The organism is Eisenibacter elegans DSM 3317 (genome assembly GCF_000430505.1).
GTDB classification, from domain to species: domain Bacteria; phylum Bacteroidota; class Bacteroidia; order Cytophagales; family Microscillaceae; genus Eisenibacter; species Eisenibacter elegans.
Map to the genome: position 1 here is coordinate 138,325 of NZ_KE387153.1, position 19,678 is coordinate 158,002.

A 19,678-nucleotide genomic window follows, 5' to 3' on the forward strand; every position below is an offset into this window, starting at 1 on the left:
CTTTTTACTCCAATTCCACTAAAACAAGGATTGAAATCTATAGTATCCTGAGCAACCTCAAAAAATCATCGTATTATTTGACTTTTGTAGTGTTTTAGCTAAATTAGTGGGTAACTAATACTTCCTAAACCTATGCTAAAACAACTTACCCGCTATCTACGTGATTACTTTGGTTTTTCACGTGTCGAAATACACGGAATGTTGGTATTGGGTTTTTTCTGTCTCTTATTGTTGGCGGCGGCGGCCTATCCTTGGCCTTTTCCCCTTAGCCATACAGAAGAGCCTGAGGCCTTGGCTATTCGAGACAGTCTGTGGTTGGTACTGTTGGCCAATGAGGCTGCAGCCCAAGAGCAGGCAGCTGATTTCAGCCCTTCTGATAGTCTTTATGCCTTCAATCCCAACCATCTGGAGGTGTCGGACTGGCAGCAGCTTGGGTTTTCCGAAAAGTTGGCACTACGTCTCTACAACTATGTCTACAAAGGGGGGCAGTTCCGATACCGCACAGACCTAAGGCGTATTTATGGTTTCCCCGATGAGGCCTATGCACTGCTAGAGCCTTACATTCTTTTACCCGAAAAACAAACGCAAAAATACGCTGCCAAAGATACTCAATACCAAAAAACAAAAGGTCATAAAAACAATCATAAAAAGTATGCCAAGTCTGATGAACGAGCATCTGTAGCCGCTCCGCAAGATGGAGACAATAGTGCGTCGGATGTTTCCAACGCATCCCAAGAGGTGCGAAAGCCTTTCCGCCTTGAACTTAATCGGGCGACTGCCGAAGACTTACAGCAAATCAAGGGCATAGGCCCCGGTTATTCGGGGCGTATTGTCAAGTATCGGGAGTCTTTGGGTGGTTTTTATGATTTGGCGCAACTTGGCGAGGTTTACCAACTGCCGCCGGAAGTGGTTGCCAAGCTTCAGGAGGCTGCCTATGTGGATGCTTCGGCGCTTCGCCATCTCTATATCAATAGCGCTACCGAGGCCGAGCTAGCCCTCCACCCCTACCTCAGTGCTAAGCAGGCCAAAACCATCGTGGCATACCGCAAAAACCACGGGGCTTTTAGTGTGCCAGAAGCTTTGGCCAACGTAGGGATTTTTAGTGATGCGCAGTTGACTAGGCTCTTGCCCTATATCCATACAGACTAAGCGCTTGTTTATACCAAGATTCACAAGATTTGATCACGCTGCTGGACATTTTTGGAAAAGTAGCCTGGAGCTCCGGCTCCGAGACAAGCTGAGGCCTCTTTAGATTTGACAAATGTCCAGTGGCGTGAAATAAGCGCTAAGTGCGGTATGGGGCTATACTCCCCCTTTGTCGGTCTCTAGCCCTTGGGCCAACAACCATACTTGGTTGCCATAGGCAGTATCCCATTCTACCAAAACCCGCTGCGAGTGTAGGGTGTTTACTTGCTTGCCCACATAGTTGGGCGCTATGGGCAAATCGCGGGTGTAGCGTCTGTCTATCAAGGTCAGTAGCTCTACTTTGCGCGGGCGGCCAAAGGCTGTCATTGCGTCAAGCGCCGCCCGAACGGTTCGCCCAGTATAGAGTACATCGTCAATCAAGATAACGTTTTTGTTTTCGATGATAAAATCAATCCTTGTTTCGTTGGCCTTGAGCACAGAGCTTCGTCGGCGAAAATCGTCCCGATAGAAAGTAACATCCAAAAATCCTAAAGGCACATTCTGCGCACACATATCATTGAGGCGTTGGTGTAAGCGCTGTGCTACCCGAATCCCCTTAGGCTGTAGGCCTATCAATACAGTGTCTTCAAAATCGCCATAGTTTTCAATCAGCTCATGGCAAAGGCGGCTCAAAATAATATCGAGCAGTTGGTGATTGATAATCAGTTTTTTGTCCATATCACAAAAAGCCCTTGGGCTTGGAGTAGGGTTTGATGCCTAAAATAACGCATAAACCAGCGCTTGTGCAAGGTTTTGGCAGAATTTGAATCAGACTCGAATCCAAACCTTTCATCTGACAGATTACGTACAACAGGCTGTGTGTCTGCCAAACTTGGGGCTAAGCACCACCCCTCCCAACAAACACTAGTGCTTATGTCTGTCTGTAGTCGTTTTTTTCTGCTTATTCTGTGCCTATCCGGCCATTGGTGGCATCCCTTGGCTGCCCAAAACCTCAACGAAGATCTGCGCCAAGCGCTGGCCTATTACAAAGCCGGCAGTTATGAGGAAGCATTGCCTATTTTTGAACAACACGCCGAGGTTTTTCTGAACCAATACGAAGATGACCTTGAGGCTGTCAACGGATACCTCAAGCTCTTGTATGAGTGTTATGTCCAAACAGGGCGCGAGCAACAGGCCCATCAGATGAAAGATTTGATAGCCAGCATCGCATACAACGCCAACCAAGCCCAAAGTACCGAAGACCCTTGGCAAACGGCCAACCATCAGGCAAGGGCTTTGTATCAAGAGGGGCGCTATGAAGAGGCCTTGCGTGGATTTGAGTATGCCCGACAGCTGGCTAAGGAACAACACGGCTCCCAACACCAAGTATATGCTACATTATCTAGCAATATCGCTCTGGCACACAAGGCCCTAGGGCACTATCAAGAAGCCATCAGCTTTTACGAACAAGCCTGCGAGGGGCTGGCCAATACCATCGGCACCGAAAATGGTGTGTATGCTACAGCTTGTAGCAACTTGGGTGTGGTCTATGCTTTGGTAGGTCGCTACCTAGAGGCCGAAACCTGTTACCAAAAAGCACTCGATATAGAACGCCTCACAGAGGGTGTAGAAAGCGCCGCCTATGCTACCTCACTCAATAATTTGGCCTCACTTTATAAGTCTATGGGGCTTTATGAAAAAGCTGAACCTCGATACAAGGAGGCCCTGCGCATCAGGGCCGAAGTATTAGGCACAAAACACGCTGACTATGCGACCTCGTGCAATAACTTGGGGCTATTTTACAAAAACATTGGGCAGTACCTTGTCGCCGAAAAGCTGCTCCAAGAAGCGCTGCGCATCTGGAGCCATAGCCCCGGGAAGGCGCACCCTACTTATGCCACCGGAGCCAGCAACTTGGCCTTACTTTACGAAGATTTAGGTAAATATGCCCAAGCCCAAGACTTACACCTAGAGGTATTGCAGATACGTGCCCAAACCCTCGGAAAACAGCATCAGGACTATGCTCTAGCGGCCAACAACTTGGCCGCTTTCTATGCGCAGACAGGTGATTATGCCCAAGCCCACAAGTACTATCAGGAAGCGCTCGATATCAAGGCGCATACCCTCGGAAAACAACACCCTAGCTATGCAACTACCCTGAGCAATCAGGCCGACATACTCAGCAGGCAAGGCAAACACACTGAGGCGCTAGTGCTGCTACAACAGGCCTATCGGATACGCCAAGAAGCGCTGGGTACGGCACACCCCGACTTTGCCCTAGCGGCCAATAACCTCGCCGCTTGCTACTTTTACCTCCAACAATACGACAAAGCTCAGCCACTCTTTGAAGAAGCTGTGCGCAATCGCCTCGAACAACTCGATATTCTTCTGCCTACCTTGGCCGAAACAGAAAGACGCAACTATGTACAGACCCTAAAGCCGTTTTTTGACAACTACTACCTCTATGCACAGACCTATACCCAAGCTGCCCCACACACCAAGCCTCAAATCGCGCAACAACTCTTCGACCTCAACTTGCGCATCAAAGGACTGTTGTTTTTGTCGTTTCAGAAACTACAACGACAAATTTTGGAAAGCCAAAACGATGCCCTTATCTCACAATATCACCACTGGAAAAGCCGGCAGGCTTACTTGGTAGAGGCCATTCAGTGGCCATTGGCCGAACGACAAGCCCGGAAAGTAAACCTGCAAAGCCTACGCGATGAAGTCTACCAATTAGAAAAACAACTATTACAAGGCCTACAACGCGATGGGCTTTCAGAAAGCAATACATTGGCACAACGCCAAACATCGCCCCGCTGGCAAGATATTCAACAAAAACTACAGCCCGGCGAAGTCCTCATCGACATCGTGCGTAGTCAGGGTAAAGACGAAACTGAGATTTATTACACAGCCTTGCTGCTACAACCCCAGCAAGCCCCACAGTGGATTCCGCTACACAACGGTTATCAACTCGAAAGCCGGTACCTGCCCTTTTACCGTAAGTCTATTGCCCTCCAAAAGACCGACACCCTCAGCTACCGATATTTTTGGGAACCCCTTCGGCAGGCCATTGGCGATGCCAAACGCCTCTATCTTTGCCCCGACGGCGCATACCATCAAGTCAATCTGCTGTCGTTGTTGTTGCCTGATAAAGGCAAATATTTACACGAGTTGCTCGATATACGCTTGTTAGTATCGCCACAAGAGTTGCTCTACCGACATGCAGAGACCCAACCACAACAACTCGACCTCAAAAACCAGTCAATCTATCTTTTTGGATACCCTTTGTATGAGGTTGGCCCTAGTAGTGATAAACTATCACCAGACAGCGCCGCCCTCAAGGAGGGGGCGGGCTTTCGGGAGATACTCGGCCAAGACAGCACCCAGCGCTTGCTCAATACTGAAGGACGCATTGCGATGCTACCCGGTACACAGACCGAGGTGATGCACATCGCACAAATGGCCGAGCAGGCCGGTATGAAAGTGTCTCTTTTTGTATTGGAACAAGCACGCGAGACTGCGCTCAAACAACTCGAACAAGCGTATATGCTTCACGTTGCCACCCACGGTTTTTTCTTGCCTGCTCCACAGCGCCAAAGCCGGTATTACAGGCTTTTCAATGACCCGCTCAAACGCTCAGGCCTGCTTTTGGCCGGAGCATCCCAAGGGCTTCAGGGTATCCAGCAAGGTCAAAATGATGGCATCCTGTATGCCCACGAAGTCTTGGGGCTAAGGCTCGAAAACACGGCCTTGGTGGTGTTGTCGGCCTGTGAGACCGGCCTCGGCGAGCTTAGCAATGGTGAAGGTGTTTATGGCTTACAACGGGCCTTTCGGCAGGCGGGCGCGCAGCGGGTGCTGATGTCTCTCTGGACAGTCTCCGACGAGGCTACACAGGCCCTGATGAGTTTGTTTTATCAGTATGCTTTGCTCGAAAAACTCCCCACACACGAAGCTTTTCGCAAGGCTCAAGAGCAGTTGCGCAGCCGCTATCCCCACCCCTACTACTGGGGCGCATTTGTGTTGGTAGGAGGCGATTAATCTCTATACTCAAACATATGAATCTTGGTATAGATTGTTATTTGCCCCACAAAGGTATAACTTGCGTCCGTTATCTATTTTAACCCATTTGCCCTATGATTCCGGTAGACAATATAGCCCAACTCATCGGCGACACACCGATGGTACGTATCCAATTCCCCGAAATCCCCCCACACATCACACTCTATGGCAAGCTCGAAGGCCACAACCCCGGTGGTAGTGTCAAAGACCGGCCTGCCTATCAGATGATTAGCCAAGCGCTCAAACGTGGCGATATCACGCCCGAGACTCGTCTTGTAGAAGCCACCAGCGGCAATACAGGCATTGCTTTGGCGATGGTAGCGGCGGCCTTCAAGCTCGATATTACGCTCATTATGCCCGAAAACTCTACCCAAGAACGCATTGACACAATGCGGGCTTTTGGGGCGCGGGTCATCCTGACAGAAGCCGCCAAAACGATTGAATACTCCCGCACACTTGCCGACGAGATGGTCGCCAACGAAGGTTACTATATGCTCAACCAGTTTGCCAACCCTGACAACTACTGGGCACACTACCACAGCACCGGCCCCGAAATCTGGCGCGACACCCAAGGCCAAATTACGCATTTTGTGGCCAGTATGGGTACTACCGGCACTATTATGGGTAATTCTCGCTATCTCAAAGAACAGAACCCCGCCGTCCGCATAGTGGGTGTGCAGCCCGAAGAAGGCGCTAGTATCCCCGGCATCCGCAAATGGTCGCCAGAGTTTCTACCTCAGATTTTTGAGCCTGAGCGTATCGACCAAATCCTGTATGTCAATGAAGCGCAGGCTACCCAAACCACCCGAAGAATGGCTCGTGAGGCGGGTATCTTTGCCGGAATGAGTAGCGGTGGGGTGATGCACGCTGCCCTTGAGTTGGCCCAAAGCCTTACAGAACCTGCCCTGATGGTCTGTATCGTCTGCGACCGAGGAGACCGCTACCTCAGCTCGCCGCTGTTTGCCCAAACACCTTAGTCTGGAGTATTAGAACCATTGCCCCCTATTTGCTGTTTAAACATAGGTTAAACCACTGGACAAGCTCAAGACCTAAAAAGCGGGGTAAATCAGCTACAAGGCCAAGAATAGACGATTGCCTTAGGGGCTATTTCATCATCGCACTAGGCCTTTGTAAGCATCCAGTGGTTTGAGCACCAGTTACGCACTATCTCATTGTATTATTGTCTTTTTATGAAACTTGATATTCTGGTCTTTGCTGCCCACCCCGACGACGCTGAGCTGTCCTGTTCGGGAACCATTGCCCTTCACGTAGCCCTCGGCAAAAAAGTAGGCATCATCGACCTTACCGAAGGAGAGCTGGGTACACGCGGCAGTGTAGCCCAACGCTACGAAGAAGCCGCCGCCGCCGCCAAAGTATTGCAACTCAGCGCACGCGAAAATCTACAGCTCGCCGACGGCTTTTTTACCAATGACGAAGCCAGTCAGCGCAAGCTCATCGAAGTAATTCGCCGCTATCAGCCTGATATTGTTTTTGCTAATGCCCTCATCGACAGACATATAGACCACGGAAAGGGTGCCAAACTAGCACATGACGCTTGCTTTTTGGCTGGTTTACGCAAAGTCGAAACACTTGACAAACATACCGGCCAGGCCCAAGCATCCTGGCGGCCTCGCGCAGTATGGCATTACATTCAGGATCAATGGCGCAATCCGGATGTGGTGGTAGACATCAGCGCTCATTGGGCTACCAAAGAAGCCGCCATCCGCGCTTTCAAAAGTCAGTTTTATGACCCTCAAAGCGACGAGCCAACAACTCCCATCTCTACTCCTGACTTTATGCAGTTTCTCGAAAGCCGCGCCCGTGATTTTGGCCGCTTGGTAGGGGTTACTTATGGCGAAGGGTTTGAGAAGGCTACCCCAGTGGGTGTATCTCAGCTGACGGATTTGTGGTAGGGTGATGTTGGGACTGGCCGTTTTGCGGTGCTGTCAGATTGGCTCTGGGAACGGTAAAATAAAACTCACTCCCCTCTCCGGGGGTGCTTTTACAGCCTATATACCCACCATTTTGCTTCACAAAAGTCTGGCATAGGTGCAATCCAAGCCCTGTGCCTTTCTCTTGGGCAGTGCCAAGTGTACTACCAACCTTTAAGCTAAAAAGATGCGTTTGTTGCTCTAACGAAATTCCTACGCCGCTATCCTGTATGGTAATCTGCCAAGCTTCGACTAGGGGTGTTGCCTGCAAACTCACTACCCCCCCTTGGCGCGAAAACTTCAGCGCATTGCTGATAAGGTTGCGCAAGACAAGAGCTATCATATCGCGGTCGGCATATGCCAAACTTGGAGCCGTAATATGTGCTTCCAAGCGCAGGCCTTTTTGCTGTGCTACTTGTTCAAAAAGGCGGATATTCGCCTGAACAATTTCGTGTAAATCAAATACTTCTGGATCTGTTACGATTCCCTGTAGTTGGCTTTTGGCCCAGTGCAAGAGGTTGTTGGTCAGGTCGGTGGTATAACGTACATTCTGGTTGATTCGGGGGAGCAGAAACTGCAATTCCTCTGCTGAGAGGCGTTGGTTTTGCACCAGCCCCAATACCCCCTCCAGCTGTGCCAATGGACTGCGCAGATCGTGGGCGATGATAGAGAAAAGCCTGTCTTTTACCTCATTGACCTCTGCCAATGCCTGTGCTTGCATCTGAAGTTCTTCGGCTTGTTGGGCTATTTCTTCATTTTGCAGTTGTAACTTTCGTCTTGTTTTTTGTAAAAACTGCCTACTATACAGTAACAACACTGCAACCCCCAACAAGCCAACAACGCCTGCTGTAAGCAGCCAAAGGCTGCGTTTTGCTTGTTTGAGTTGGGTGATTTTGAGGGATTTTTCGCTGCGTAAGAGCGCATTTTCCTGTTCTTGGCGTTCACTTTCATACTGCAACTTCAACTGATTCAGCTGTTTGTATTTTTCCTCCGAAAAAATAGAATCTTTGACAGCCACATAGCGCTTATAAAAAGCCAATGCCTCCGCCGTATTCCCCACGGCTTGGTATATATCGGCCAGCAAGCGGTAGCTCTCTCTAACGATTTCGCGGTAGCCTTCGGTCTGGGCTATTTGCAATGCTTTTTGTATATTGTAGTTGGCCAAGAACCAATCATTGGTTTCAAAATGCAGCAGGGCTATCTGTTGATGGTTCATTGCTATCCAATAACGCGACTGAATTTGTTCGGCAAACAATAGCGCTTTTTGGTAGGCTGTCAGGCTTTCTGTATATGCCTTTTGTTTTTGGTATACATTGCCTATCGAATGATAATTCATTCCGAGACCGCCAAGATCCTGTAGCTGTCCATAGGTATTGATGGACTGGTCAAAATAATACAGCGCTGAGTCCGTTTGCCCCTTACGCTCTAAAGCGCGGCCTAGGCAGTTTTGTGCATAGGCCATATAGCGCGTATGTTGTGCCTCTTTTGCTTTGAGCAACCCCTGCCGACAATAGTGTAACGCTAGACTATCTTCCTGACAATCTAGGTATACCAAGCCAATATTGACCATTGCCATACTAATCCTGCCTTTGTTTTGAATACGCTCAAAGTATTCTAAGGCTTTTAGGTAGTGGTGTAGCGCCTTGCGATAGTCGGTTTGTGCCCAGTAGATGGCTCCCATATTGTGGTGTCGCAGCGCAATAAAAACCTCTGCCTCGGGGAAAGCCGAATCAGCTTGGTATATCTGATGCCCCAATTCCATACAATTTTCATAATACCGCAGTGCTTCGGGGAGTTTGCCCCATTGCCAATAGTTATAGGCTATATCAGACATCAAGGCAGCCAAGTCCATCTGTAGTTGTAGATTGCCGGGATTGTCTTTGACAAGTTTCTGCCTGATTTTGAGCGCCTTGCGGTAATATGCCAAGGCGCCAGCCCAGTCAGGGCGGCTTACTTTGGCGTGTAGGTCTCCCCATACTGTATAGGCGGTAGCTTCGGCCTCCCAATCCTTCAGTTCTTGCGCTAGGGCAACCGCCTTACGGGCATAGTTGATGGCTTTAGAAGAGGGGTCGTGTGTGTTGTGTGCTCTGGCCAGGGCATTAAAGAGTTGCAACCGAGTTCGTTGGTCAGTAGAATTATGGAGCAACTCCCTTAGACTATCCAAGACAGGATGTGTATTTTGGGCCTGTAGTCTATTACTTACTCCCCAAAACAACATCTCCACTAAAAACAGCATCAACAAATACCTATAAATAGTAAGTCTGTGCATATCATCTGAATACTCCAAAACAAATCTAACAAAAGTAAGTCGCAACTAGCTGCCAAGCACGATGTTTTTTATTATGTACTCAATTTTATTTGTTGGAAAAACACTACCGTTTGGCGGCTAAAAAGCGCTTTCGGTCTTAATAATGATACCTCATAGCAACAGTTAGTGTTCATTAGTGGTCTGTTTGATACCTTTGTTTACTACTTTTTACTTCTCTACCCCCTCAAGGCCGTCGTATTATGATTAGTCAAGAAATTATCGACCTGTACGATGAATATACACACCAACCACTGAGCCGGCACGAGTTTTTGCAGCGTTTGGCGCAGATAGCTGGAGGTGCAGCAGCAGCAGCGCTCTTGTTGCCTTTGTTGGAGCCAAGGTATATTCCGCTAGCTCCGACAGATAGCGACAAGATTTTCACCGAATATGGCCACTATACAGGGGTCAATGGGCAGATGCAGGCTTATATTGCCCGCCCCAAGGCCAAAAAAGCCTACCCTACCGTCATCGTCATTCACGAAAACCGTGGGCTTACCCCTCATATCGAAGATGTGGCTCGTCGTGTGGCGCAAGCCGGTTTTTTGGCTGTAGCGCCCAATGCACTTTCGCCCCTTGGTACACAACCAGCAGACGAGGACGAGGCCCGACAGCTTTTTACTACACTCGCCGCAGAGGATAACTTGCAGAATTTCTTGCGTGCCTTCGACTACATTGCTACGCGCAAAGACAGCAACCAAAGTATCGGCTGTGTGGGATTTTGTTGGGGTGGGCTGATGGCCAATACCTTGGCCACTAAGGTGCCAACATTGAAGGCGGCCATTGGATTCTATGGCCGACAGCCTGCGCTAGAAGCCGTACCCAATATCCGGGCAGCCATACAACTACACTATGCCTCGCTCGATACCCGTGTAAATGAGGGCGCAGCCGCCTATGAAGAAGCGCTGAAAGCAGCCCATATTGAACACGAAATCTATTGGTATGAAAATGCGCAACACGCCTTCCACAACGACACCTCGGTGGCACGCTACGATGCCTCCGCCGCACAGCTGGCTTGGCAACGCAGTATCGCTTTTTTCCAAAAACATCTGTAGCCACAGACCAAACTAATTTGCCCTGAGCTTTGTTGTTTTACGGTATAATCATAATGACAGACGGAGGTGTGATGTATGCTTCCTGTATATGTGTTTAGGCAAGGCTATGCAACTGATTCAACACTCACCTTATATCTGGAGTATCATCGGCTTTATGTCTTCTGAGATATGCCAAACCCTCATTGAGCAAAGCGAGGCACGAGGCTACCAAAAACAGGGGCAGCTTTGTGCTTTTTCCACGAAACCAAGCACGAAGGGCAACTGGTCGATAGTGGTACAAAATATATCCTCCGCTCAGAAATCGTGTATCGCCTGCCCCAAAGCAGCCGATAAATAACCTAATTGATTGATGATGCAAGCTTCTTTTTTTGAAAAAATCAGTAAGGCACACCAAACCCCGAAGACCTTGCCCGGGGTGGCGGCAATCGATACGTTTGTAGAGATGCTGATGCAATTTTTGTTCCCCGACCTCAGCGAGCAACGCCTACAAAACCCGCTGGCCATACACACACGCTACCAACAACTACAACTGCATTTTGAGCAGCTACTCTTACACACCGAAGCCTGCCCGAATCACGCAGAGCGTACGCTGACCAACTGTTTTTTTGAAAGGCTGGAAGCTGTATATGATGCTTGTCTCGAAGACAGTGAGGCTATCCTAGCGGGCGACCCTGCGGCCATCGACCAGAAAGAAGTCATTAGAGCTTATCCGGGTTTTTGGGCTATTGCCGTTTACCGCGTCGCACACTTGATGTGGGAGCTGAAAATCCCCTACTTGCCCCGTATTTTTACAGAATATGCCCACGCTCGTACCGGTATTGAGATTCATCCGGCAGCTACGATTGGCCGCCGATTTTGCATAGACCACGGTACGGGCATTGTCATTGGCGAAACGACACACATCGGCGATGATGTCAAAATCTACCAAGGGGTAACCTTGGGCGCGTTGAGTGTAAGCAAGGCAATGGCACAACAAAAACGCCATCCCAGCATCGGCGACCGTGTAGTCATCTATGCCGGAGCTACGATTCTGGGTGGGGAGACCTTCATCGGCCACGACAGCATCATAGGCGGAAATGTGTGGCTTACCAACAGTGTAGCGCCACACTCTAGGGTATATTACTCCTCCAAAGGACAACAGGTGCTCAGTAGTCAAGAAGATTAGCCTCGGTTCAACCAGCAAACCTAGGCAACAAAGACCTCATTATTGCCCAAAGTTGGAAGTTACCTATGGTGCTGCTTCGCCGTCAGGCTGCTTTTCTGGAACGTCCATTGGCACGTAACAAGCATCAATATTTCACATTTACGCCTTGCTCCGAGAGTGTATCCAGCACTGCCTGTTCGGGGGCGAAATATGTGCTGAGCCGGTCGCGTGGGTTGTCGTTGAGCACCAAAAGGCGGAGCTTGTCCAAATATGTTAGACAGGTCTGAAAATGCGTTAATTTGTTGGAAGCCAAGTTCAGCTCTTGTAGTTGTATGAGCTGGCAAATCCACTCCGGCAAACGCTCCAATACGTTATTTTGGAGATAGAGGTACTGCAACTGTGTGAGCCCCCCTATACTTTCGGGTAAGCCTCCCAGCTGATTATGATGTACATACAGTCGCTCTAGGTTGCTCAACTTGCCTAGCGCATCGGGTAACTCTACAAGGTAGTTGTGTGAGAGATATAACCGTTTGAGGCTGCTGAGATGCGCTACTTTGGGAGAGAGGCTGACTAATCGGTTGTAGTAAAAATCTAGTTCTTCGAGCCAAGGCATTTCCCAGATTACTTCAGGAATGTCGCTAAACTTATTTTTATACAAAATCAATACTTTGAGCGTCTTGAGTTCGGGCAGATTACTAGGAACATCCGCTAGGAGGTTATCGGCCAAGTTTAGCTCTATCAAACTTGGGGCTTGCACAAAGTTTTGGGGCAGGCTTTCTATCTTGTTTTTGGCTAAGTTGAGCTTTTCGAGGCTGCGGAGGCGGGCGAAGTCTATGTTTTCAAGGGTTTGGACTTTGTTTTCGATAAAGTTGATCTGCCGGAGTTTTTTGAGTCGATACAAATCCGCAGACAGGCTACTCATCTCGTTGCCGTTGAGGGTCAGCTCCTCTAAATTGCGCTGTCGTTTGATAAAGTTCGGCCATTCGCGGTACAAATTGCCATTGAGATAAAGTATGCGGAGCTTACGGAGGCGGGGCATTTTGGTAAAAAGCGGCGGGTACTGCTCCATCAATGTTTGTTTGGCTATGGTAAAGGCACTGCTATAAAGCTCTGGATCTACCTCACCTTCTAGTGCATAGTACTTCCAAATACTATCTCGCTTTTGGATAATTTCCTCATAGAGATTCTTAGTGCCCATACGGGTCAAGAAGAGCTGATTTAGCTTTTTGAACCGGCGCATCTTGCCTGGCAAGGCAGCCAACTCATTCTCAGAAAGCTTGAGGCTGCGTAGGTTTGTGAACCGAAACAACTCTTTGGGGACGGTATGCCACCCTAGCGCAGAAGCATCTAAGTTAAAAACAGCCTTAGGGTCAGGGGCGGCCAAGGCTTCGCTCCAAGTATAAGTCCGGAACTGTAGTAAGCTATCCATCAAGCTTTTAGTATCTTGAGCAAGCCCTTGGGCGGTCAGGAAATACAAGCACAAGGAGGTTGCCCATAGTAGGTTTTTGTTGGTAAACATAAGGGTTTGTAGGTTCGTTTGTGAAATGCTTGTGCTCTTTTGGGGCATATAGCACTAGGTTGGTTATTGTGTGATAAGGGTTGATAAGCACACGCCACTGGACATTTTCCAAATTATCCTCAAATAAGGCTACAGTTTGTCTAGGAGTTGGAGCTCCGAACTGCTTTTCCAAAAAAGTCCAGTGGCGTTATACAAGGACATACAGTGCGCGAAGTTTTGGTTAAGATACACGATTGATAGCAATATTGCAAGTAAATATCATTTATCGTATATTAAAAATACTATTTTACATTAAAAATCACACATATTATTCCATAAATTTGCCGCAATTCCTTAGCAATAGGTTTACAAACCTGTCGCTAGGGAGGCTTTTGAGGACTTGAGGACCAATTACAAAAAGCTACCCAAAGTCAGTCCATTGTCCATTGTACCTCCTTTGGAAATGAAAACAGCCACCCCGGATAATCGGAATGGCTGTTGGTAGTATGCCACTGGACATTTTTCAAATCCCACCGTTAAAACTGTGGATTAAGCCTAATTGTACCCCAAAATGAGGTCTTAGCTTGTCTCGGAGTTCCAGCTCCGAGTTGCTTTTCCAAAAATGTTAGTGGTATATGTCGATGGCTTATTTTTTCTTTTTATTGTCTTTTTTGCTCATTGCCTCTGCCATTTTGAGCGCGTCATAGAGGTTGGCTAGGCCACCGGTGTTAGAAAGTTTCCCAAAAACGACATCCCCACCGCCGGGTTTGTTGACTTTGGTTTCCTTATACTGTTTGACAGATGATTCTTTGATGATTTGTTTCAACTGTGCAGCGTTCAGGTCAGGATAATAGCTTTTGAGTACAGCAGCAATGCCGGCCACTACTGGTGCGGCCATACTGGTTCCGCTAAGGTTTTTGTACTCATTGCCAGGAACTGTAGCATAAATGTCTACTCCGGGAGCAAATACATCTACTTCTTTTTGACCGTAGTTGCTGAAGCCAGCCACAAAATTGGATTCATCCCCCCAAGATGAGGCTCCTACTTCAATCCATTGCTCGGCAGTTTGGCCATTGAGGTAGTATCTGTTGGGGAAGTTGTCTTCTGTGTCTACGTCTTTCGCGTCGTTGCCGGCAGCGTGTATGAATAGCACTCCTTTTTGGCTAGCATAGGCTACGGCATCGTCCACTAGTTGTTTTTGTGGCGAAAATTCTTTCCCGAAGCTCATATTGATGATATGCGCGCCGTTGTCAGCTGCATACCGGATGGCATTGGCAATGTCTTTGTCGCGCTCATCGCCATTGGGTACAGCTCTCAAGACCATAATCTGCACGTTGTCGGCGATACCGTCCATTCCGATGCCGTTTTTGCGCTCTGCTGCGATGATGCCGGCCACGTGTGTGCCGTGAGTTGCGTCAGGGCCTATCACATCATTGTTGCCATAGATACGCTCATTGCCGTCGGCGTAGTTGTCGCCTACGATGTGGCGCGGGTCAAACTCAAGGTTGTACCCATAGTTGAGTGCTGTATCAAAATATTCTTCGGCTTCTTTGAGGTCTTCCGCTGTAATGCCCATCATCAGGATGTAGTTGATTTGTGAGATGGCCGTATTTACGGCATCGTCCTCAGTCTGGATATCTTGCAGCTCTTCTGGAGTAAACTCCTCTTTTCCAAGATGTTTTGTAATGACACTGCTCGCATCATTGTACATATTGGCGATTTGGTCAAAGCCGCTTTTGTTTTGACGCATCCCGCGCACCTTGTTGTTGAACTTGTTCTTAAGTTTTTGGTAATAAGCAAACTCCTCCTTCTTATCTGCCGGAATATCGTCCTCACTCTTCTCATCATAGCTAGACTTTAGGCGTGCATATTCGCGGGTAAGCTCATACGTGTCTTGGTCAACGTGTGTGCCATCAGCACCTCCGATAAAGTTCCAGCCATTGATGTCATCAACATATCCATTGTCATCATCATCGATACCATTACCGGGAATTTCGCCTTTATTCACCCAAATAACATTTTTCAGGTCAGGATGTTGGATGTCAATGCCCGAATCAATCACTGCTACCACTACGGTGCTCGATTTTCTGGATTTGAGCAATTCATCATAAGCGCGGCTACTGCTCACACCACGAATCTTATCTTTGGAAGCGTCAAGATGATGCCAATTTTGTGGGGCTTCGTCTTGGGCCATTAACGGAACTGCTGCTACAGACAGTCCCAAGGCCAATACCGGAAGGACTAGAGATTTGTTTCGAAACATATACGAAATCGTTAGTAATAGAGAGTTTGGTCTATAAAAGGAACGGTGTTCCTTAAACGAGCAAGATACATAAAAATTTTGTTTCTTGCGTCTGCTACTGATAGATTTTCGCAAGCCATCAAGCCGTATGCCTCCATTGAAGCATTGCGTAAACACTCAAAATCATAGTAACCTAAGGCGGGCTTTAGACTTGATTGGGAGGCTTTTGTACCAAAATAAGGCCTCGTATTCTACCAACACTGAAGCCCTAGGCTATTTTTCTGCCCCTTAATGGTTCTAGCCGCAGCCTCCAAAATACTCCGATACTGTTGGTTATCTGTATTATTTTTGAGGTTTTCGGAGAGGTTTTAACGATTTTGAAACTATTTTTGCAAACATCCGGCGGGTTTTACGTATAGCAACAGAGAGTGTATAATCCTCCTAACATTTCAAAAACACTGATTCGATGATTTTCTCACTTGATTACCTGCTGATTTTGGCATTGCATGTAGGCGTAGTAGGATATGTGATCTACCGTGTGAGCCGTACTGAAAAAGTATCTTCCAATAATGATGATGACGGCGGGGTAGACATCCGCCCCTCAGGCCCAATACTAGACTTGCCTCCGGGTATTGATCTTCCCCGAGAAGAAGCGCCTCTTCACGAACTCCGGCGCTAAAAACGAGTAGACATAAGCTCGCGCCGGTATGCCAAACAAACAAAAAAGCCAAAGGTATACCCCTGCAAGAGTCTCCTTTGGCTTTGTTTGGCGAATTATTCCAAGCTTTACTTGATTTGAGGATTCACAGAGTTTTCAATGCATACATTTCCCAAACCAGTGTTGCTTGGCTATATTTTATTCGCTAATTGTGGCTGCTTATTTGGCCATCACTTTGGCTTTCTCAGCGGCCATTGAGTTGACTGCCAAGCTATAAATCACCAGGCCAAACCCGATTTTGTTGACTGCATCACCGATGTTGTAAATCAAATCCATGTTTTGGATAGCCAACACTCCTCGTAGCCAGCCGTCGGTTTCGATAGCCATATATCCTATGGGATAAATAGCCCATCCTACCAATACAAACCAGGCCAAGGCACTGAAAGCCTGATTGAGCACAGGATCGTTGGAGCTTTGCGCTAACTTTTTGGCAGAGCCAAACCAAGTTTCGTACAAAATACCTACATACCCGACAGTAGAGATAACGCCCCATAGTACGCTATTGTCACGGTAGACGGTTTCGCCCAAGTATCCGGCCACAAGCATTAGCAGGGAGTAACCAATCATTTTCCAGAGCAAGGCCGTAGTAGCGCCAAAGGCTCTGAGGATAAGATAAAACTCAACACACATCAAAGGAACAGTCAAAATCCAATCGATGTAACGAAACTGTGTGGGCGAGGTGCCTGTTTGCAACCAGTAATCGCGCATGTACCAATAGTGAGCGGCTGCGATAAATGTAATCAAGCCTGACACCACCAATGAGGTTTTCCATTTGCCTTCTACACGGTTGCTCTCGATAAAGAAAAACACCGAGGCGGCTGTCATCGCCATAAAACCGATGAAGAAAGTAAAACCTACATAATCATTGGCCTGAAGCGCTACGGCATCTGCCAACAGAATGGAAAACAATTGAGTAGACATAAGTGTGGGGGTTTAATTTGAACTATACGAATATTTTTTTGGTAATATTTTAGGTCATAACTTGATATGCTTTTACTTTGTTTAGTTTTAGACTATAAAAGTTAAACAAAATAGATTTTTATTTTCCAAACCCTGGCTCGATAAGCATTCTGTACACCTTACCGGGTATTTTGGCAACTCACAAACTTTGCGCTAAATGCTTGGATAAGCGTTTATGTTGTCTGTATGCTCCCCTACTTGGGTTTCAACTCTTGGGCTGTATACTGATTATTTCGCGCCTATATGCGCAGTTTATTGGCTAGGATTTTAGAGTTGCTGTTTTTTTTTATTGTTTTGCAAGTTGATAAATCGTATCTTGATTATCTATTGCAAACTTAGTCGATAATATGGATCCTATTCTTTATAACGAAATACCCTCTGTGGACTTGGCAGACTTTGCCAACCCCGAACGCAAGCCTGCTTTTGTGCAACAATTGGGAGAAGCCTTTACACACTTTGGCTTTGTGGCTGTCAAAAATCACGGGCTTAGTGAAGAATTGCGTAAACGCCTTTATGAAATTGTAGAAGCGTTTTTTGCCCAACCTGAACAAATCAAGCAACAATACGAAGACCCTGAGTTGGCAGGCCAACGCGGCTACACCGGCAAGGGAAAAGAACACGCCAAAGACCATAACGTAGGCGATTTGAAGGAATTTTTCCAAATAGGCCAAACCCTCGACGACCCCAATGACCCCTTGCACGCAGAATACCCTCCCAATATTTTCCCCAAAGAATTGGCGACAATGGAGCCTACTACGCTCGAAGCTTATCGTATTTTGGAACAAGCCGGGGCGCAACTCCTGCGTGCTATTGCCTTGTATCTAAATCTTGACGAAAACTACTTCGACGATAAGGTACACAAGGGCAACAGCATCCTGCGTTGTATCCACTATTTCCCCATTACCAATCCCGAGGCTATCCCTGAGGGCGCTGTACGTGCGGCTGCTCATGGCGACATCAACCTCATCACGCTCCTAATGGGTGCTAGCGCCGAAGGCCTTGAAGTACAGCGACTTGACGGCAAGTGGATTCCAATTACAGCCCTACCCGACCAGCTGGTCGTAAATGTAGGGGATATGCTTGACCGCCTCACCAACCACGTACTCAAGTCTACCATACACCGGGTGGTCAATCCTCCACGTGAACGTATGGGCACTTCGCGCTACTCTATCCCGTTTTTTATGCACCCACGTGCCGAGATGGATTTGACCTGCCTCGCTAATTGTGTAACTGAGGATAACCCCAAACGTTATACCGATATCACTGCCGGAGCATTTTTGGACGAGCGCCTGCGCGAAATCGGACTCAAAAAATAACTCCTTCTAATTTTTATGAAAGCGCCGGAGCTTTGATACAAAGCTCTGGTGTTTTCTCTTTTTTTGCTTTACCTTTTATATATGCGCCGGCTTCGCTATTTGGTTTTTTTACGCGATATATTGTGGCTAGCTATCATCGGATTTGGCGGCCCGCAGGTGCATTTTGCTTTGTTTCTAGACATTCTTGTGCAGAAAAGGCGCTACCTCTCCGAAAAAGATCTTTTAGAGTTGAATGCGTTGTGCCAAATTTTGCCCGGCCCTAGTTCCACCCAAACCCTTACGGCTGTGGGCTTTAAAATCGGAGGACCTAGCTTGGCATACCTTACCCTGTTGGTGTGGGCGCTGCCCGCAGTCAGCCTAATGACTATTTTTGCACTGACTATTTCCATTTTCAAAGCCAACACTTTATCCCTCGCTTTTTTGAAGCTCATAGACCCTATGGCTGTAGGCTTTTTGTGTTATGCGGCCATCAAGATTACCGCGATTGTCGTCAAAACCAAGATGAGTGCGGGGTTGGTGATTTTGTCGGCGGTAGCGGCATATTTCATTCGCTCACCTTGGGTTTTTCCTCTTTCGGTCATCATCGGCGGCACTATCAGCGGCTCGCTCAAATACAAAAGCCAACCGACTGAGTCTGCCCCTCCGCCACCCTTGCGCATCCAATGGGCTAACTTTTGGTTGTTTTGGGGAGTACTCCTAGGGGCTTGGTTGTTGGCAGAGCTGAGCGGATCCTCGCTTATCAGGCTTTTTGTCAACTTTTACCGCAATGGTGCTTTTATTTACGGAGGAGGGCAAGTCTTGATTCCGGTATTGTTTACAGAGTTTGTCCGCTTCAAAGAATTAATGACTGCCGAAGAGTTCCTTTCTGGTTATGGTCTTGCACAGCTCATCCCCGGGCCGGTCTTTTGCTTTACGGCTTTTATAGGGGTCTTATCTATGGAAAGTTATGGTATTTGGGGACAACTATTGGGCGCTTTGATGGCCAGCGCCGGGATTTTTCTACCCGGCACTTTTTCCATCTTTTTCGTGATTCGGTTTTGGGACAGACTCAAACACTACCGCGCCGTGCGGGCATCGCTTGAAGGAATCAATGCCACAAGCGCGGGGCTGGTCATTGCTGCGGCCATTCTACTGACCGAGCCACACACAGCCCTGCCTTGGCACTTGATGCTTATCTTTGGGACGACGCTTATCTTACAGTTTACCAAAATCCCCCACCCGTTTATCATCTTGGGTGGCTTGGTGACCGGCATTGTGTTGCAGTTGGCAGGCATATTGGTTTGAAAACTTGTTTTGCCACCCTTCCCATTTATACAAATTTT

Annotated in this window: 14 protein-coding genes; 9 read left to right on the forward strand and 5 right to left on the reverse strand. The window is 47.8% G+C overall.

Going from position 1 to position 19,678, the window contains the following annotated elements; all coding sequences use genetic code 11:
* Positions 1 to 132 precede the first annotated feature (132 nt).
* Complete coding sequence (locus tag G499_RS0114265) at positions 133 to 1,149, forward strand: ComEA family DNA-binding protein (protein ID WP_027000499.1); 1,017 nt, start codon at positions 133 to 135, stop codon at positions 1,147 to 1,149.
* A gap of 153 nt (positions 1,150 to 1,302) precedes the next feature.
* Here G499_RS0114265 and pyrR read toward each other — a convergent pair whose 3' ends face one another.
* On the reverse strand, positions 1,303 to 1,863 hold the full coding sequence (gene pyrR / locus G499_RS0114270) for a bifunctional pyr operon transcriptional regulator/uracil phosphoribosyltransferase PyrR (RefSeq protein ID WP_027000500.1): 561 nt from the start codon (positions 1,861 to 1,863) through the stop codon (positions 1,303 to 1,305).
* A gap of 195 nt (positions 1,864 to 2,058) precedes the next feature.
* Here pyrR and G499_RS0114275 point away from each other — a divergent pair, with 195 nt between their 5' ends.
* From G499_RS0114275 to bshB1, 3 genes are all read left to right on the forward strand, one after another.
* Positions 2,059 to 5,166, forward strand: coding sequence for a CHAT domain-containing tetratricopeptide repeat protein (locus G499_RS0114275; RefSeq protein ID WP_154658473.1), 3,108 nt, complete (start codon positions 2,059 to 2,061; stop codon positions 5,164 to 5,166).
* Between the two features lie 95 nt (positions 5,167 to 5,261).
* Entirely contained in the window at positions 5,262 to 6,164 is a 903-nt protein-coding gene (cysM, locus tag G499_RS0114280) for a cysteine synthase CysM (RefSeq protein WP_027000502.1), read from the forward strand.
* A 213-nt stretch (positions 6,165 to 6,377) separates the two neighbouring features.
* Complete coding sequence (gene bshB1 / locus G499_RS0114285) at positions 6,378 to 7,100, forward strand: bacillithiol biosynthesis deacetylase BshB1 (RefSeq protein ID WP_027000503.1); 723 nt, start codon at positions 6,378 to 6,380, stop codon at positions 7,098 to 7,100.
* Here the strand turns inward: bshB1 and G499_RS0114290 are convergent.
* Positions 7,060 to 9,387 carry an ATP-binding protein gene (locus G499_RS0114290; protein ID WP_081413817.1) on the reverse strand — a complete coding sequence of 776 codons (2,328 nt, stop codon included), beginning with the start codon at positions 9,385 to 9,387 and terminating at the stop codon, positions 7,060 to 7,062. The genes bshB1 and G499_RS0114290 overlap by 41 nt on opposite strands.
* 239 nt (positions 9,388 to 9,626) lie before the next feature.
* Here G499_RS0114290 and G499_RS0114295 point away from each other — a divergent pair, with 239 nt between their 5' ends.
* Both G499_RS0114295 and G499_RS0114305 read left to right on the forward strand, forming a co-directional pair.
* Positions 9,627 to 10,478: a dienelactone hydrolase family protein gene (locus tag G499_RS0114295; protein WP_245576747.1), complete on the forward strand. Its 852-nt coding sequence runs from the start codon at positions 9,627 to 9,629 to the stop codon at positions 10,476 to 10,478.
* 349 nt (positions 10,479 to 10,827) lie between these two features.
* Positions 10,828 to 11,643, forward strand: a complete 816-nt coding sequence (locus G499_RS0114305; protein ID WP_245576748.1) for a serine O-acetyltransferase — start codon at positions 10,828 to 10,830, stop codon at positions 11,641 to 11,643.
* A 124-nt stretch (positions 11,644 to 11,767) separates the two neighbouring features.
* Here the strand turns inward: G499_RS0114305 and G499_RS0114310 are convergent, their stop codons facing one another.
* Together G499_RS0114310 and G499_RS0114315 are read right to left on the reverse strand one after the other, a co-directional pair.
* Positions 11,768 to 13,141: a leucine-rich repeat domain-containing protein gene (locus G499_RS0114310; RefSeq protein WP_161627760.1), complete on the reverse strand. Its 1,374-nt coding sequence runs from the start codon at positions 13,139 to 13,141 to the stop codon at positions 11,768 to 11,770.
* A 625-nt stretch (positions 13,142 to 13,766) separates the two neighbouring features.
* A complete protein-coding gene (locus tag G499_RS0114315) occupies positions 13,767 to 15,383 on the reverse strand; it encodes a S8 family peptidase (protein ID WP_211231626.1) in 1,617 nt (538 codons plus the stop codon).
* 445 nt (positions 15,384 to 15,828) lie between these two features.
* Between G499_RS0114315 and G499_RS0114320 the strand changes: the two genes are divergently transcribed.
* Entirely contained in the window at positions 15,829 to 16,041 is a 213-nt protein-coding gene (locus G499_RS0114320; protein WP_027000509.1) for a hypothetical protein, read from the forward strand.
* Between the two features lie 198 nt (positions 16,042 to 16,239).
* Here the strand turns inward: G499_RS0114320 and G499_RS0114325 are convergent, their stop codons facing one another.
* A complete protein-coding gene (locus G499_RS0114325) occupies positions 16,240 to 17,001 on the reverse strand; it encodes a bacteriorhodopsin-like (protein WP_027000510.1) in 762 nt (253 codons plus the stop codon).
* Between the two features lie 386 nt (positions 17,002 to 17,387).
* On the opposite strand from G499_RS0114325, the gene G499_RS0114330 reads away from it, so the two are divergent.
* Together G499_RS0114330 and chrA are read left to right on the forward strand one after the other, a co-directional pair.
* Positions 17,388 to 18,356, forward strand: coding sequence for an isopenicillin N synthase family dioxygenase (locus tag G499_RS0114330; RefSeq protein WP_027000511.1), 969 nt, complete (start codon positions 17,388 to 17,390; stop codon positions 18,354 to 18,356).
* An 81-nt stretch (positions 18,357 to 18,437) separates the two neighbouring features.
* A complete protein-coding gene (chrA, locus tag G499_RS0114335; protein ID WP_027000512.1) occupies positions 18,438 to 19,640 on the forward strand; it encodes a chromate efflux transporter in 1,203 nt (400 codons plus the stop codon).
* The last annotated feature ends 38 nt before the right edge of the window (positions 19,641 to 19,678 follow it).